The 16096-nt window shown below is 73.8% G+C and carries 15 protein-coding genes; 6 read left to right on the top strand and 9 right to left on the bottom strand.

What is annotated here, in order from left to right; genetic code table 11:
• Positions 1-4 precede the first annotated feature (4 nt).
• The 3 genes from LPC08_RS04640 to LPC08_RS04650 all read left to right on the top strand — a co-directional run bounded on the left by LPC08_RS04640 (position 5) and on the right by LPC08_RS04650 (position 3306).
• Complete coding sequence (locus tag LPC08_RS04640; protein ID WP_230451568.1) at positions 5-1222, top strand: hydroxysqualene dehydroxylase; 1218 nt, start codon at positions 5-7, stop codon at positions 1220-1222.
• Positions 1223-1481: 259 nt separating this feature from the next.
• Positions 1482-2774 (top strand): aldehyde dehydrogenase family protein, encoded by a 1293-nt coding sequence (locus LPC08_RS04645; RefSeq protein WP_230451569.1) that lies wholly within the window; start codon positions 1482-1484, stop codon positions 2772-2774.
• 85 nt (positions 2775-2859) lie between these two features.
• Entirely contained in the window at positions 2860-3306 is a 447-nt protein-coding gene (locus LPC08_RS04650; protein ID WP_230451570.1) for an RrF2 family transcriptional regulator, read from the top strand.
• 44 nt (positions 3307-3350) lie between these two features.
• Here LPC08_RS04650 and LPC08_RS04655 read toward each other — a convergent pair whose 3' ends face one another.
• From LPC08_RS04655 to LPC08_RS04680, 6 genes are all read right to left on the bottom strand, one after another.
• On the bottom strand, positions 3351-4025 hold the full coding sequence (locus tag LPC08_RS04655; RefSeq protein ID WP_230451571.1) for a hypothetical protein: 675 nt from the start codon (positions 4023-4025) through the stop codon (positions 3351-3353).
• A 216-nt stretch (positions 4026-4241) separates the two neighbouring features.
• A complete protein-coding gene (locus LPC08_RS04660) occupies positions 4242-5036 on the bottom strand; it encodes an ABC transporter permease (protein ID WP_230451572.1) in 795 nt (264 codons plus the stop codon).
• A 10-nt stretch (positions 5037-5046) separates the two neighbouring features.
• Positions 5047-5904 (bottom strand): ABC transporter permease, encoded by an 858-nt coding sequence (locus LPC08_RS04665; RefSeq protein ID WP_230451573.1) that lies wholly within the window; start codon positions 5902-5904, stop codon positions 5047-5049.
• A gap of 10 nt (positions 5905-5914) precedes the next feature.
• Positions 5915-6973 carry an ABC transporter ATP-binding protein gene (locus LPC08_RS04670; protein WP_230451574.1) on the bottom strand — a complete coding sequence of 353 codons (1059 nt, stop codon included), beginning with the start codon at positions 6971-6973 and terminating at the stop codon, positions 5915-5917.
• Positions 6974-6983: 10 nt separating this feature from the next.
• Positions 6984-8021 carry a polyamine ABC transporter substrate-binding protein gene (locus tag LPC08_RS04675; protein WP_230451575.1) on the bottom strand — a complete coding sequence of 346 codons (1038 nt, stop codon included), beginning with the start codon at positions 8019-8021 and terminating at the stop codon, positions 6984-6986.
• Between the two features lie 22 nt (positions 8022-8043).
• On the bottom strand, positions 8044-9024 hold the full coding sequence (locus LPC08_RS04680; RefSeq protein WP_230451576.1) for an isopenicillin N synthase family dioxygenase: 981 nt from the start codon (positions 9022-9024) through the stop codon (positions 8044-8046).
• A gap of 132 nt (positions 9025-9156) precedes the next feature.
• Between LPC08_RS04680 and LPC08_RS04685 the strand changes: the two genes are divergently transcribed.
• Positions 9157-9888 carry a DUF4336 domain-containing protein gene (locus LPC08_RS04685; protein WP_230451577.1) on the top strand — a complete coding sequence of 244 codons (732 nt, stop codon included), beginning with the start codon at positions 9157-9159 and terminating at the stop codon, positions 9886-9888.
• A gap of 21 nt (positions 9889-9909) precedes the next feature.
• Here LPC08_RS04685 and LPC08_RS04690 read toward each other — a convergent pair whose 3' ends face one another.
• From LPC08_RS04690 to LPC08_RS04700, 3 genes are all read right to left on the bottom strand, one after another.
• A complete protein-coding gene (locus tag LPC08_RS04690; protein ID WP_230451578.1) occupies positions 9910-10293 on the bottom strand; it encodes a VOC family protein in 384 nt (127 codons plus the stop codon).
• 3 nt (positions 10294-10296) lie between these two features.
• Complete coding sequence (locus LPC08_RS04695) at positions 10297-11247, bottom strand: Bug family tripartite tricarboxylate transporter substrate binding protein (RefSeq protein WP_230451579.1); 951 nt, start codon at positions 11245-11247, stop codon at positions 10297-10299.
• Between the two features lie 346 nt (positions 11248-11593).
• On the bottom strand, positions 11594-13207 hold the full coding sequence (locus LPC08_RS04700; protein ID WP_230451580.1) for an ABC transporter substrate-binding protein: 1614 nt from the start codon (positions 13205-13207) through the stop codon (positions 11594-11596).
• Between the two features lie 167 nt (positions 13208-13374).
• On the opposite strand from LPC08_RS04700, the gene dapF reads away from it, so the two are divergent.
• Both dapF and ftsY read left to right on the top strand, forming a co-directional pair.
• Positions 13375-14208, top strand: a complete 834-nt coding sequence (gene dapF, locus LPC08_RS04705) for a diaminopimelate epimerase (RefSeq protein ID WP_230451581.1) — start codon at positions 13375-13377, stop codon at positions 14206-14208.
• Positions 14209-14956: 748 nt separating this feature from the next.
• The gene (gene ftsY / locus LPC08_RS04710; protein WP_230452985.1) at positions 14957-15856 is read left to right on the top strand and encodes a signal recognition particle-docking protein FtsY; all 900 of its coding nucleotides are present in this window, start codon (positions 14957-14959) and stop codon (positions 15854-15856) included.
• Positions 15857-16096: the final 240 nt, after the last annotated feature.

Raw genomic sequence — 16096 nt, forward strand, 5'->3', positions numbered from 1 at the left:
CCGCATGACGGTCCATGTGATCGGGGCGGGGATGGCCGGGCTCTCCGCCGCGCTGCTCCTGGCCCGGGCCGGGCGCCCGGTCGTCCTGCACGAGGCGGCGCCCGAGGCGGGCGGCCGCGCCCGCGCCCTGCCGGACGGGACGGACAACGGCACCCATGCCCTGGTCGGCGCCAACCATGCGGCGCTGCGCTTCCTCGACGCGATCGGCGCCCGCGCGCGCTGGATCGAGCCCGAGCCGGGCGGACTGCCGGTGCTGGACCTGGCCGATGGCCGGGCCCGCCGTGTGGCGCTCTCGCCCGCCGGTTGGCGCGACCCGGCGCGGCGGCCGGACGGCGCCTCGCCCGGCGGGGTGCTGGCCCTGCTGCGGCTGGCGCTGCCCGGCCGCGACCGGCCCGTGGCCGAGGCCTTCCGCGGCCACCCCGCCCTGCTGCGCGGCTATGTCGAGCCGCTGACCGTCGCCGCGTTGAACACCCCGGCCGCCGAGGCCTCCTCGCGCCGCCTCGCCGCCGTGCTCCGCCGCACCGCCGTGCCCGGCGCCGCGCGGCTGCTGGTCGCCGAGCGCGGGCTGGGCCCGGACCTGGTGCAGCCGGCGCTCGATGCGATCCGCTCCGCCGGCGGCGAGGTCCGCACGGGCCACCGGCTGAGGGAGCTGGCGGTGCAGGAAGGCCGTGCCGCGGTGCTGCGCTTCGATCGGCCCCTCCACCTGTCCGGTGCCGATGCGGTGCTGCTCGCCACCCCGCCCTGGGAGAGCGCGCGGCTGCTGCCTGGCCTGCCCGTGCCCGGGGCGCATGCCCCCATCCTGAACCTCCACTTCGCCCATCCCGTCCCCGGCCCGGTGCGTTTCCTGGGTGTCCTTGGCGGGCTCTGCCAATGGGTGCTGACCCGCCCCGCCGGCATCGCCGTCACCGTCTCCGCCGCCGATGCCGAGGCGCAGGAGGCCACCGACGCCCTCGCCCCCCGCGCCTGGGCCGAGATCCGCGCCGCCGCCCGCGCCTTCTCCCTCCCCGGAGACTGGCCCGAGGCGCCGCCCCCCGGCCGCGCCATCCGCGAGCGCCGCGCCACCCCGCGCCACACCCCCGGCCCGCCGCCCCGCGCCCCGGCGCGCCCGCTGGCCAATGCCTGGCTCGCCGGCGACTGGACCGACCCCGTCCTGCCCGCGACCATCGACGCCGCCATCCGCTCCGGCACCGCCGCGGCGCGTCGGGTGCTGGCGGCAGGGTGAGGGCCGGCGTGGTGCCCGCGGCCCCAGGGAGGGCTCCGCCCCCCTGGTCCCCCCGCCAGGAGCAGAGCCCCTGGACCCCCATTCGTATTGGTGCTGACGATGGCCGGGGTCTCTCGGCGTGGCGACGCCGTCGGGAGGCCCCGGCCGCCGCCAGCGCCACACTGTTCCGAACGGAGGGTCCAGGCATCCCGGTTTCCTGGCGGGGGGGTGCGGCGAGAGCAGAGCCCTCGCCAGCGGACCACGGGGACGGCGCCAGGCCATGACCCCCGCCGATGCCCTGGCCGCGCTACGCGACGCGGCGCCGGAGCGACCGACGCTGGCCGAGCGGCGGCGGCGGCTGGGCGCACTGGCACGGGTGCTGGTGCGGCGGGCGGGGGAGGTCGCGGCGGCGGCGGATGCGGATTACGGCGGGCGGGCGGCGGAGGAGACGCTGGTCGCCGACGTGCTGGTGACCGTGCAGGCGGCGCGGCGGGCGCGGCGGTGGCTGCGGTGGTGGGCGCGGCCGCGGCCCGTGCTGGCGCCGCTGCCGTTCCAGCCGTGCTGGGCCTGGGTGGAGCCGGTGCCCAAGGGCGTGGTGGGGGTGATGGCGCCGTGGAACTACCCGGTGCAGCTTTGCCTCTGGCCGGCGCTGGAGGCGGTGGCAGCGGGGAACCGCGTCTGCCTGAAGCCGAGCGAGCACACGCCGCGCACGGCGGCCCTGATCGCGGAGATGGTGGAGGAGGCCTGGGGGCCTTCCGTCGCGCGCGTCGTGCAGGGGGGGCCGGAGGTGGCGGCCGATTTCGCGGCGCAGCCCTGGGACCACCTGGTCTTCACCGGCGGGACGGAGACGGGGCGGCTGGTCGCCCAGGCCGCGGCGGCCGGGCTGGTGCCGGTGACGCTGGAGCTGGGCGGGCGCTGCGCCGCGCTGGTGCTGCCGGGCGCGCGGCTGGACGCGGCGGCGCGCGCGATTCTGGCGGGCAAGGCGGTGAATGCCGGGCAGACCTGCGTGGCGCCGGATACCGTGCTGCTGGTCGGGCATTCGCGCGCGGACTTCGCCGCCGCGGCGCGGGCGACGGGGATCGCGGCGGAGACGCGGGTGGTGCCGTGGCAGGCGCCGCGGCAGGCGCGGCTGGCCGAGGGAACGGAGCGGCTGGCGCCGGGGCCGGTGCCGCTGCGCCTGGGCGGCGATCCGGGGGAGGAGAGCTTCGGTCCGGTGCTGGGCGCGGTGGAATGCGACGGGCTGGACGCGGCCCTGGCATGGCTGGCCGCGCGCCCGGCGCCGCTGGCCCTGTTCCTGTTCGGTGCGACCGGGGCGGAGGAGGTGCGGATCGCCGCCGGGACGCGCAGCGGGTCCATCGCGACGGGGCGGACGCTGGACCATGTCGCCTTCCCCGGACTGCCCTTCGGCGGGGTCGGGGCTTCGGGGTCGGGGCGCTACCACGGGCGGGCGGGGTTCGACGCCTTCAGCGACTGGCGCGCCCGCGTGCGGCACGGGCCCTTCGCCCTGGCCCGGCTGCTCGACGCCCCGCGCGGCGAGCGCGCGCGGAAGCTGGCGCGGCGCCTGGTGCGATAGTGCGGGACGCCCCGGGCTGGATTTCCACGTTCGACGGGCGTATTTCCGACGCCTCTTCGTCAACGGTGAGGATCGTTCCCCTTCCATGCTGCTCCGCCAGGACCGCGCACTGACCGCCGTGGCCGTCATGCTCGACGTGGCCTTCCACGCCGGGCGGGGTGGCGGGGTGGCAAGCGGCGCGGACATCGCCGAGCGGCTGGGGGCGGCCAAGCGCGGCATCGAGCCGGTCTTCCAGATCCTCTCCCGCGCCGGCCTGCTGGAGAGCACGCGCGGCCCGCGCGGCGGTTACCGCCTGGCGCGGCGCGGCCGGGATATCCGCCTGTCCGAGGTGGTGGCCAGCGTGGCCGATGACGGCGGGACGCCGGAGCTGCACGGGCGGCTGCAGGCGGTGATCGTCGGGCCGCTATGGCGGGAGCTGGATGCGGCGCTGCGCGAGAGGCTGGAATCCATGACCGTGGAGGATCTGCTGCGCCGGGCCCAGGCGGCCGGGCTGAAGCGCCCTTCCACCGAGCCGCTGAACTTCGCGATCTGACGTCGCGCTTCCAGGGACCAAGGGGGGGCCACGGGAAGCGGCGTTCAGCCCGTGGCGGGGTTGTAGGGGATGGGCGGCGGCACCGCGGCGGCCTTGCGTCGGCAGACATGCCCGTTGAAATAGCCTTCGACGCGGTAGCGCACGCCGCCCATCGGCTTCGCGTCCACCACGTGCACCTGGCCATCGCCGGGATCGCAGAGGAAGAGTTGGGTGAGGTCGCCGCGCCCGTCCACCGTATCCGCCACCACCACGTGGTGCGTCCCGTTGGACCAGCTGATCCCGACGATGACCGGGTCGCCCTGGCGGAGGCTGTCGGCCACCAGCTTGCCGGAGGCGATCGGCGGGACGGCGACGGTCTCCCACTCGCCCAGGCCAAGGTGACGCAGGATCTTGGGCAGTTCCGCGACGAGGATTGGCTCGTTGCCATCGTAGTACGATCCCCGGATGGCGCCGTAGGCGGCATAGACCTCGGGTTCCGTCTTCACCGCGTAGTCCACGGCGGTCTGCATCAGCTGCGGCCCGATCAGTCCGCCGAAGACGGGGATGATGGCGCCGCCCGCGGCGGCCGCGGCGGCGCCCAGCAGCAGCGCGCCCTTCCTGATCTTGAAGTTGACCATCAGCGTGCAGGCGATGGCGCAGGATTGTGGCTGGTCCTGTTCCTTCACCATGTGCACGGTGCCGTGGCTCGTCAGCCGGGTATGCCAGTCCTTCTTCGCCATTCTGCCGCGTCCAAATGTTACGTATACAGAATGATATTGGGCGCTTGTCGGAATCCACAAGGGCGGCGGCATGGCGGATGACGCAAGAAATCGGCATCCGGCCGTCGTCCCGGCATGGGGCGGCCCGTCCCTGTGCCACCCTGCGGGCCATGCGGCGGGACCGCGGGCGCGCGCGGGCATCCGGCCCGCGCCGGCCGGGGCCCATGCACCCCGCCGTCAGAAGGCACGGCGCAGCCCGACCAGCTTCTCGATCAGCACGACGCCGGCGAAGGCCAGGATCACGGAGATGGTGGCCGCCGCCGCCGCCGTCGGATCGAAGTCGTAGGCGAGGAAGTCGAACAGCGCGAGGGGCAGGGTGTTGCCGCCGATCGGCTTGAGCAGCAGCGAGACGGTGAAGATGTCCATCGAGACGATGAAGGCGAAGAGCGCGCCGGTCATCAGCCCCGGCTTCATCAGCGGCAGCAGCACGCGGCGGAAGGTCTCGAACCCGCCGGCGCCGAGGCTGTCGGAGGCTTCCTCCAGCGCCGGGTCCACCTGCTCCAGCGCCGCGACGATGGAGAGGAAGGCGAAGGGGAAGGCGATGACGACGTGGCCGATCTGCAACCCCAGCAGCGACTTCCCCAGCCCCACCTTGTAGACGAAGAACAGCAGCCCGATCGCCGTCAGCAGCTCCGGGAGCAGCAGCGGCAGCGTCATCGCCACGCGGAAGGCGGCGCCGAGCCGGCGCGACAGCGCGCGGTGGCACAGCGCCGCCAGCGTCGCCAGGACGCACACGCACACGGTCGTCGTCAGCGCCACGCGCAGCGAGAGGGTCAGCGCCTCCATGAAGACGACGTTGTCGAAGAAGCGCCCGAACCACTTCAGCGAGAAGCCCTGGGGCGGCACGCGCATCAGCTCGCCCGCCGTGACGGAGGCGGCGACGACGGCGATCAGCGGCACCAGCAGGAAGGCGTAGACGGGGATCAGCACGGCGGCGGCGCCGATCCGCGCCCAGCGTTCGCCCGCCCTCATGCCGCGTCCCTCATGCCCGCGTCCTTTCCGCCAGGCGCTGCGTCGCGAGGGTGAAGGCGGAGACGATGACCAGCGTGGAGGCGGCCATCACCACCGCCAGCGCCGCGCCGAAGGGCCAGGCGAAAGAGCCGGTGAGCTGCTGCACGACGATCGAGGGCATCAGCGCCAGCCCCTGCCCGCCCAGCAGCGCGGGCGTGACATAGGCCGCGACGGAGAGCACGAAGACCAGCACCACCCCCGCCTGGATGCCGGGGAAGGAGAGCGGCAGGGTGACCCGGCGGAACGTCTCCCACCGCCCCGCGCCGAGGGAGGCGGAGGCGTCGCGCAGGCTGTCGTTCACTCCGCGCAGCGCATTGGCGATGGGCAGCACCATGAAGGGTGTGAAGACATGGACCAGCGCCATCACCACCACGCCCTGGTTGAACAGCAGCCGCATCGGCGCGGAGATGATCCCGGCCGCCATCAGCCAGCGGTTCAGCGGCCCGTCCACGGCGAGGATCACCATCCAGCCGAAGTTGCGCACCAGCACCCCGATCATCAGCGGCGAGACGATGCAGGCATAGAAGACGACATGCCAGCGCCCCTGCAGCCGCGAGAGATGCAGCGCCAGCGGGTAGGAGAGCAGCAGGCACAGCAGGGTGATCGCCGCCCCCGTGCCCAGGCTGCGCGCCAGCGCGCCCAGGTAGTACGCATCCCCCAGGGCCCGGCCGTAATGCGCCAGCGTGTGGCCCTCGCCGAAGGGCGCATCCGGCGCCGCGGCGCGGAAGCTCATCGCCACCATCTCGACGTAGGGCAGCACGAAGAAGACCAGCAGGAAGCCCGCGGCCGGCAGGCCGAGCAGGATGCGGAACAGCTGGCGCCGGCTCACGGGGCGCCCCTCACGGTGCGACCTTCGGCATCAGCCAGCCATGCTCGGCCTCCACCGCCAGCGATACCGCCCCCTCGGCGGGCAGGACGGCGTTCGGCGGGGCGAGGAAGCGCAGCCGCGACCCGTCGGCCAGCACCACCTCGACGTTCTGCGCCGCGCCCAGGAAGGCGGCGGTGGCGATGCGGCCCGTCAGCGCGCCGGTGCCGTCGGGGGCCAGCGCGATCGCCTCGGGGCGCAGCATCAGCTCCGCCTCCGCCGGCAGGTCGTCCGGCCCCGGCATGTCCAGCAGCGCCCCGCCGGCGGCCACGCGGTACCAGCCGGGCGCCAGGCGGGATTCCACCCGGGCGGGGAGGAAGTTGGCCTCGCCGGTGAAGTCGGCGACGTATCGCTCGGTGGGGCGCTGGTAGATCTCGCGCGGGGTGGCGAACTGCGCCACCTGGCCGTGCTTCATCACCGCCACCCGGTCGGAGATCGCCATCGCCTCCGCCTGGTCGTGGGTGACGTAGAAGGCGGTGGTGCGGGCGGCCTGCTGCACCTCGCGGATCAGCCAGCGCACCTCGTGCCGCAGCCGGGCGTCCAGGTTGGCCAGCGGCTCGTCCAGCAGCAGCAGGCGCGGGCGGATCACCAGCGCGCGGGCCAGCGCCACGCGCTGCTGCTGCCCGCCGGACAGCGCGCGGGGCAGGCGCTGCTCCAGCCCGGTCAGCCGCACCATGGCCAGCGCCTCCGCCACGCGCGCGCGCCGCTCCTCCGCCGGTACGCGCCGGGCGACCAGGCCGTAGGCGACATTGTCGAAGACCGTCAGGTGCGGGAACAGCGCGTAGTTCTGGAACACCACCCCGAAGCCGCGCCGGTTCGCCGGCAACCCCAGGATCGAGGCGCCGTCCACGCGGATGTCGCCGCCATCGGGGTCCATGAAGCCCGCGATGCAGCGCAGCGTCGTCGTCTTGCCGCAGCCCGAGGGGCCGAGGAGGGAGATCAGCTCACCCTCCTCCGCCCGCAGGGTCACGCCGTCGAGGGCGGTCGCGCTGCCGTAGCGCTTGCGCAGCCTCGCCACATCCACCTGGGCCATGCGAGGTGCTTCAGATGGCCTTGGCCCAGGCATCGGAGAGGGCAGGAGCGATCTTCGCCGCCAGCGCCCAGTCGAAGCGCATCGCCTTGGCCATGTGCGCCGGGGTGATCGGCATGGTCTCGGCGATCTCGGCCGGCAGGACGACGTCCCGGTTCACCGGCGCCTGCTGGAACTCCCGCGCGAAGAGCAGCTGCATCTCCGGGCTCAGCATGAAGTCCAGGTACTTGTAGGCCGTCTCCTTGTCCGTGCCGTTGGCGAGGATGGAGAAGGTCTGGTCGAAGATCATCATGCCCTCCTCGGGCAGGACGAACTCCACCGGCACGCCGCGCTTCTTCATGCCGATCACCTCGGCGAGGTCCAGCGGCGCGATGCCGACCTGGCCCTGGGTCAGCAGCGGCGTCATCTGGCCGGAGAAGGCGACCTGCGGGAAGGGCTTCAGCGCGGCGAACTTCGCCACCGCCGCGTCGATGTCGTCGGGGCCGCGGCCGAAATGCTGCCCGGCCCACATCAGCAGCATCATCGAGGCGGAGTTGGTGATGGAATAGAGCGCGAGCTGCCCCTTGTAGGCGGGGTTCCACAGGTCGGCCCAGCCCTTGGGCGGCGTGCGGACCATGTCCGTGCGGTAGGCGATGCCGATCGGGCCGATCATGCCGGTGACCGACTTGTTGTCGGGGAAGCGCGCGGCCTCCACCACCTTGGCGAGGTTGGGGACCTTGCTCTCGTCCAGCGTCTCGAAGAACCCCTCCTGGCGCAGCAGCACGACGTAGCGCTCGTTGGCCATGAAGACGGAATAGGGCGGCTTCTCCCTGCCCGCGGCGCGGAAGGCGGTGACCCAGCCGGTGCCCAGCCCGATGTCGAGCTGCGTCGCCCGCCCGCCGATGGTGCGGGAGAAGCGCGGCATGATCTGGTTGCGCCAGATCTGCTCCCACCGCCCGCCATAGGTGTTGGCGGTGAAGGGGCCGGGGGCCTGGGCGAAGGCGCCACCGCCGGACAGAGGCAGGGCGGCGCCGGCCAGGCCGGCCAGCGCGGAACGGCGGGTCAGGATCATCGGGATATCCTTGGGAAGCGGATCAGGCCGAGGACTTCTGGCGGTAGGCGTAGTTCTTGTTCAGCCGCTCCAGCAGGTAGTCGCCGTAGCGCACGGGCGGGAAGCGCGGCGGGTTGTCCGGGCCCGTGCAGCTCGGCAGGCATTCCACCGTCGCGTCCATGTCCATGTCGAAGAAGTAGGGGCAGGAGTAGCGGTCCTTGCCCGACAGGTTCTTCACCCGGTGCGGCGTGGACTGCCAGCGCCCGTTGGTCCAGCGCGAGAGCATGTCGCCCACATTGACCACGAAGGTGCCGGGGATGGGCGTGGCCTTCAGCCAGACGCCGTCGGCGCGCCGCACCTCCAGCCCGCCCAGGCTGTCCTGCGCCAGCACGGTCAGGAAGCCGTAGTCGGTGTGCGGCGCCGAGCCGAAGGCGTCGTCGGGCGAATCGGGCGCCTGGGGCGGGTAGTGCAGCAGGCGCAGGAAGGTGGTCGGCTGCTCGAAATAGGGCAGCAGCGCGTCGGGCGGCAGGTTCAGCGCCAGCGCCATGGGGCGCAGCAGCTTGCGGCAGAAGGCTTCCATCGCCGCTTGGTACGTCAGCACCGCCTCGCGGAACGCCGGCAGCCCCTCCGGCCAGGGGGTCGGGCCCTGCAGCGGCAGGCCGAAGCGCGGGTCCCCGGCCGGGACCTCGTGCATGAACATGAAGCTCTCGGAGAAGTTCGGCTTCGTCACCTTCGCCACGGAGGAGGTGGCGATGACGGAGGTGTTGGGCGCCATGTAGCCGCGGTGGAACTCGTTCATCGACACGGCGCGCTTCTGCTCGTCCGGCAGGGCGTGGAAGGCGCGGGAGGCGGCGAAGATCTCCGCCTGCTGCTCCGGCGTGACCGGGGTGCCGGCGAAATAGGCGAAGCCGACCGTGCCGAAGGCGGCGTCCAGCGCCTTCGCGATGGCGACGTCGCCCGCCGCGCTGCCCAGGCCGGACAGGTCGATGACGGGGAGGTCGGGGGGCGTGGCGGAGTCGAGCATGCGCGCAGCCTAAGGCAATCCGTGTGCCGGGTGCCAGGAGACGGGCCGGGCCATGGGGTGGCGGCGCCCGCGGAATTGCCGCCGGGCTGGCCGGCATGGGAGGCTGGGCGGGAACCCTGGCGGACCCGCGCGATGCCCGACCCGGCCTATCCCCCGCTCGACACGCTGAAGCCGGTCGCGGAGGGGCTGTGGATCGTGGACAGCGCCCCGCTGCATGTCGGGCCGCTGGAGTTCCCGGTGCGGATGACCGTGATCCGCTTGGCGGACGGCTCGGTCTGGCTGCATTCCCCGACGCGCTGCACCCCGTCCCTGCGCGCGGAGATCGGGCGATTGGGCCCGGTGCGGCATCTGGTGGCGCCCAGCATCTCCCACTGGATGATGGTGCGGGACTGGCAGGCCGCCTTCCCCGGCGCGGTGAGCTGGGCGGCGCCTGGCCTGCGCGACCGGCGGGCGGTGCGCCGCTCGGGCCTGCGGCTGGACACCGACCTGGGCAACCGGGCGCCCCCGGCCTGGGAGGGGGAGATCGACCAGGCGGCGGTGACGGGCGCGCTGGGCTTCCACGAGATCGCCTTCCACCACCGGGCGTCGCGGACGCTGGTCCTGACGGACCTGATCATCAACCTGGAGGGGGAGAGGCTGCCCTGGTTCTCTCGCCAGTGGATGGGCATGGCCGGGGCGCTGGCGCCGGACGGGCGTGCCCCGGCCTATCTGCGCTGGCTGGTGAAGGCCGGCGGCGCGGCGCCGCGCGCGGCCGCCCGGCGGATGCTGGGCTGGGCGCCGGAGCGGGTGATCTTCGCCCATGGCCGCTGGTACGAGGCCGATGGCACGGCGCGGCTGCGGCGGTCGCTGGACTGGCTGCTGTAGGCGGAAGGGCCGGTCGGCCCTTCACCCGTCCCGTTCGATGAGCTCCACGCGCACCCGGTCCGGCGCCTCGAGGAAGGCCACCCGGATACCCGGCTTCACCGTGTTCGGCGGCGTCGCCACCCTGGCCCCCCGGGCCACCGCCCGCTCCACCAGCGTGTCCAGGCCCGTCACCGCCAGCCCGATATGCTCCATCCCGCGGAAGGGTGGCTCCGGCGGCAACGGGGTCTCCGCGGGCACGGTCTCCAGGAACAGCAGGGTGCCGCCGAGGCGCAGCGCGACCCGGACCGTCCCCCCCGTGACCCGGCGGTCCACAGGCTCGGCGCCCAGCGCCTCCACGTAGAAGGCGCCGGCCGCATCGGGATCGGCGCTGCGCAGGTGCAGGTGGTCCCAGCCCAGGACAGGCATGCCTCAGCTCCGGAAATAGGTGCGGGACTGGGTGTCCGCCTCGTGGAGGAAGGCGGTGAAATCCGCGATGCCGCGGAACCGCATGTCGAAGCCCTGCTGCGCCATCACCGAGGTGAAGCGCGGGTCCGCCATGGCCAGTCGCACCGTCTCCTCCAGCCGCCGCTGGATCGGCTCCGGCACGCCCTTGGGCAGGGCCAGGCCGCTCCAGTTGCTGACCACCACGTCGAGGCCCTGCTCGGCCGCGGTGGGGACCTCCGGGAACAGCCGGTGCCGCTCGCGCCCCGTCACCGCCAGCATGCGCAGGTCGCCGGAGGCCACCTGGCCGCGCAGCTCCACCGCGCTCGCCATGGTGGCGTCCAGGTGCCCGCCGAGCATGTCCCGCACCACCGGCGCGGCCCCGGCATAGGGAACGTGGGTGAGGGCGATGCCCGCCTTCTTCTCCAGCTCCAGCACGGCGATATGGACCGAGCTGCCTTGGCCGGTATTCCCCATCCGCACCGCCTCCGGGTTGGCGCGGGCGAAGGCCAGCAGCTCCGGCAGGGTCCGCCAGGGGGTGCGGCCGCCGACGGTCACGGACAGCACGTCGGCCTTCAGCATCGCCAGCGGCTGCAGGTCCTGCCAGGTGACCGGGGTGGGGCCCAGCAGCGGCGCCGCGACGAGCTGAGGCCCGATGACGCCGAAGGTCAGCCCGTCATGCGGCGACTGGCGGATCTGCATGTGCCCGACCACGCCGTTGCCGCCGGGGCGGTTGAGCACGGTCACCGTCGTCCCCAGCAGCTCTCCCATCACCGGGGCCAGGGCGCGGCCGATGGTGTCGGTGCCGCCGCCGGCGGTCCAGGGGATGATGAGGGTCAGGGGGCCGTCCGGCCAGGTTGCGGCGCGGAGCAGGGAGGGGCGGGCGAGGGTGGCGGCGAGGCCCCCGGCCGTCAGCAGCAGGTTGCGTCTGCTGGGCATGGACATACTCCCGGTTTCGCGGGCCGGTTGCTCCGGCCCGCATGATTCGTCTTGTCGAGCCGGGCTATGTTATCGGTAACATGATGGGGCGGCAAGCCGTCCGCCCCCACGAAGGTGGCGCCTGACCCCCGCTGGCCGGCGCCCTGTCCGCGACGGGCTTGCAGGCCGTCCCGGCGTCCGGGGTACCGCCAGGGAAGGGTCGCGGCCTTCGGACGGCCGCGACGCAATGCCACGTCCTGCTGTGGGGGGCGGCCCACCCCTGTCCCGATGTCTTCATCGGGGCGGCTCCGACCCGTCGCGCGGCGCGGCGTCCCGCTCCCGGGCGAGGATGGGGCCCCCGGAGCCCTTACGCCCCCCGCGTCACGTTCAGCGGCAGGCTCATCCCGCGCCGCGCCATGGTGAAGTTGCTTCGCCGCGCCACGTCCACGAAGTACTGCCCCAGCGGCCAGTAGGGCACGTCCTGGAAGAACTGCGCCTGGATCTGCCGCCCGATCGCCTTCTGCGCCTCGGCGCTCGGCGCCTCGAACCAGGCGTCGCGCAGCTCCTCCAGCCTCGGGCTGGTGGGCCAGCCGAACCAGGCATCCTGCCCGTTGCCGCGCAGCAGCGGGTGGCCGCCGGGATTCGCCAGGTCCTCGCCGCCGAACAGCACCACCACCGCGTTCCACCCGCCCTCGCTGGGCGGGGTCTTGCGCCCGCGCCGCTGCAGCAGCGTGCCCCAGTCGGAGACGGCGTCCTCCGGCTCCAGCCCGACCTTGCGGAACATGTCGATGGCGACCGCGGTCAGGTTGCTGTTGTTGATCTGGTCGGCGGGGTTGAGGGTGACGACCTTCGCCCCCAGCTTGCCCGCCGCCTGCAAGGCCGCGCGCGCCTTGGCGAGGTCGCGCGGCCCGGTCAGCGCCGCCATCCCCTCGTCCGAGGCGAGCGCGGAGCCGGCCGGGAAGGCGCCCACCCCGTCCTGCCACAGCGACCGGTCCGGCCCCATCACGGCGGACATGTAGTCGGACTGCACGATGGCCGGCCACAGCGCCCGCCGCACCGCCGGGTCGTCGAAGGGCGGGTGCAGGTGGTTGGGGCGCAGCATCACGACCGTGCCGTTGGTCTCCACCCGGTCGATCACCACGTCCCGCCGGCGGGAGAGGACGGAGCGCAGGTCGGGGGCCATGCGCTCCCAGATGTCCACCTCGCCCGCCTGGAGCGCCGCGCCGGCGGTGGCGGGGTCGGAGATGATGCGCCACTCCAGCCGCTCGAAATTCGCGAGCTTCGGCCCGGCGGTGACGCCCGGCGTGCCCACCGGGGTCGGCACGTAGCGGCCGTACTTCTGGTAGACCACCTGCGCCCCCGACCGTCGCTCGCCCGCCAGGAAGCGATAGGGGCCGGAGCCCACCACCTCCGTCAGCGGCGTGGTGAAGGGCGTGTTGGCGAAGCGCTCCGGCATGACGAAGCAGGGGTAGGAGGAGGATTTGCCCAGCGCGTCCAACATGGCGCCGAAGGGCTTCTTCAGCCGCAGCTCGAAGCGCCGGTCGTCAAGCGCGCGGATCTCGTCCAGCCGCGCGGCGAGGGTCTGGCCGTGCGTGTCGCGCCCCATCCACCGCTTGATGGAAGCCACCGCATCGGCCGCCCGCACCTTCTCGCCGTCGTGGAAGGTCGGCCCGTCGCGCAGGGTGAAGACCCAGCGCTTGCCGTCATCCTCCACCGTGTGGCCCTCGGCGAGCTGAGGCTGCGGGCGGAAGTCGGTGTCCAGCCCGTAGAGCGTGTCCCAGACCATGTGCCCGTGGTTGCGCACGGCATAGGAGGTGGTGGCCAGCGGATCGAGCGTGGTCACGTCCGCCTGGGGGATGAAGCGCAGCACATGCGCGGCATCACCCTGGGCAAGGGCCGGACGACCCAGTCCGGTGGTCCCGAGCCCGGCGGCGAGGCCGGCGGTTCCGGCAAGCAGTCCGCGTCGCGTGGCGAGGGGCATGGGATCGTCACTCCGGCTGTGTGGGGCTGCGTCGCGCCCGGGGCGGCGGAGATTGCACAAGACGGGCCGCGAAGCCCAGCGACCGGTGCGGGTGGGACGGCCGTCGCGCCCTCCCGCGCCCGGCGCCGCGCTTCCACCCCCGGCGGGGGCGCCCTATATGCCGGGACGTGCTCATCCCCTTCCGCAAGATGCACGGCCTCGGCAATGACTTCGTCATCCTGGACGCCCGTGCCGCCGACCTGCCCCTGACCCCCGAGCGGATCGCCGCCATCGGCGACCGTCGCCGCGGCGTGGGCTTCGATCAGCTCATCGTGCTGGAGCCCGGCGCGGCGGGCCACGATGCCTTCATGCGCATCGCCAACCCGGACGGCTCCGCCTCCGGCGCCTGCGGCAACGCCACGCGCTGCGTCGCGCATCTGCTGATGGCGGAATCCGGCGGCGACCAGGCGGTGATCCGCACCATCGCCGGGGATCTGCGCGCCGTGGCCCGCGAGGGCGGGCTGATCGAGGTGGACATGGGGGCGCCCCGGCTGGACTGGCGCGACGTGCCGCTGGCGCGGGCGATGGACACGCTGCACCTGCCGCTGGCGCGGCCCGGCTTCGAGCATGCGGGGGTCGCCGATCCCGCCGCCTGCTCCATGGGCAATCCGCACGCGACCTTCTTCGTGCCGGACCTCGCGGCGATCGACGCCGGGGCCCTCGGCCCGGGGCTGGAGCACGACCCGCTCTTCCCGGAGCGCGCCAATATCGGCTTCGCCGAGGTGCTGGGCCCCGACCGCATCCTGCTCACGGTCTGGGAGCGGGGGGCCGGGCTGACGCTCGCCTGCGGCTCCGGCGCCTGCGCGGCGCTGGTGAACGCCCATCGCCGCGGCCTGACCGGACGCGAGGCGACCGTCATCCTGCCCGGCGGCGAGCTTCGCATCGCCTGGCGCGAATCGGATGGCCACGTGCTGATGACCGGCCCGGTGGCGACCGCCTTCCAGGGCACGCTCGAACTCTAGTGGCCGGGCCGCGTTCGCCCGGTCGGCCATCGTCCCGCGCCGGCCGCCGGCCGGCCGTTTGTCCAGCGTGCCGAGGCTTCCGTGCCGCGTGGGCAGCACCCACGGGGGATGGAAGCGGCACAGCAGAGGAGCCCGCCGCATGGCGCTGAAGGACCTGTGGGGCCGGCTGACCGGCCGGGAGGCCAGCCCGGCCGCACCTGCCTCCGAGCCGCCCCCGCCCGGGGATTCCCCCGCCGAGGCACCCCTGTCCAGCATCCTGGAGCCGGTGGCGGAGGACGCGGACCTGCTGATCCTGCCGCCCGAGGTCGAGGCGCTGCTGCTGGAGGAGGTGCGGGCGGAGGACGCCCCCTTCCGGAGCCTGCGGGGCGGGGACCCGGTGCCCGAGCCGCCGCCGGTGCAGGAGCCGCCGAATCCCATACCCGTCCCGCCCGACGACGACGAGCCGGATGTGGAGGAGCCGCCACCGGCCGACATCCCGGATACCCCGCCCGCCGAGGAGCCCGGGACCCCGCCGCCCATCCAGGACCCCCCCGCGTATACCAGCGCGGGGGTTGCCGTTTCCGGGGCGCTGCCGCCGTGGCCCGTGGTGCCGCCCGCCGCCCCGCCGCTGGGGACCGTGCCGCCCGCCTGGCCACCCGTTCCCCCGGTGCCGGACGCCCCGCCCGCCTTCTCGCCGGCCTTCCCGCCGCCCGCCGTCCCCCCTGTCCCGGCCGGCGAGCCGCCGGCCACGGTCGGCTTCTTCGGCCGGCTGAAGGCGGGCTTGCAGCGCTCCACCCAGCGGCTGACGGAGGGGCTGACCGGCCTTTTCACCAAGCGCAAGCTCGACGATGCCGCGCTGGAGGATCTGGAGGACACGCTGGTCGCCGCCGACCTGGGCGTCGCTGCCTCCCGCCGCATCGTCGGCGAGTTCCGCCGCACCCGCTTCGGCCGCGAGGTCTCGGACGAGGAGGTGAAGGGCGCCCTGGCCGAGGAGATCGCGGCCATCCTGACACCCGTGGCGCAGCCCTTGGTCCCGATGCCGGGGGTGAAGCCCTACGTCGTGCTGATGGTGGGGGTGAACGGCACGGGCAAGACGACCACCATCGCCAAGCTTTCGGAGCAGTGGCGGGCCGAGGGACGGCGGGTGATGCTGGCGGCCGGCGACACCTTCCGCGCCGCCGCCGTCGAGCAGCTCCAGGTCTGGGGCGAGCGCACCGGCGCGCCCGTGGTGGCGCCCGCGAAGACCGGCGCGGATGCCGCAGGCCTGGCGCACGAGGCGCTGGACCGCGCGGTCGCGGAAGGCATGGATATCCTGCTGGTCGACACCGCCGGCCGGCTGCACAACAAGGCCGGGCTGATGGAGGAGCTGCGCAAGATCATCCGCGTGCTCCGCAAGAAGGACCCTGCCGTTCCCCACGCCGTGCTGCTGGTGCTGGACGCCACCACCGGCCAGAACGCCTTGCAGCAGGTGAAGGTGTTCCGCGAAATGGTGGACGTCACCGGCCTCGTCGTCACCAAGCTCGACGGCTCGGCCAAGGGCGGCGTCGTCGTCGCGCTGGCGCAGGAGTTCGGCCTGCCCGTCCATGCCGTGGGCGTGGGCGAGAAGGCCGCCGACCTCCGCCCCTTCGAGCCGCACGACTTCGCCCGCTCCCTCGTCGGGTTGGGCTGATACGGACGGCGGATGTGCCGGCGCGGGGGGGCGCCCGCTCCCCGGGGGCAAGGCTCTGCCTCGCCCCCGTACCCCCACTCCGCCAGGACCCTGCGGGCCCTGGACCCATTTGGCGCTGCCGCGGGACAGCCTGCGACGGGGTCGCGACGCCGAGGAGCTTGGCTCCTCGGCGGGACCGGCCGCCGCAATCGCTGACGCCTTCAAAGCTATTCTGGAGTCCCGCCTGTCCGAGCTCCGTCA

Source organism: Roseomonas sp. OT10 (genome assembly GCF_020991085.1).
Taxonomy (GTDB): Bacteria; Pseudomonadota; Alphaproteobacteria; order Acetobacterales; family Acetobacteraceae; genus Roseomonas; species Roseomonas cutis.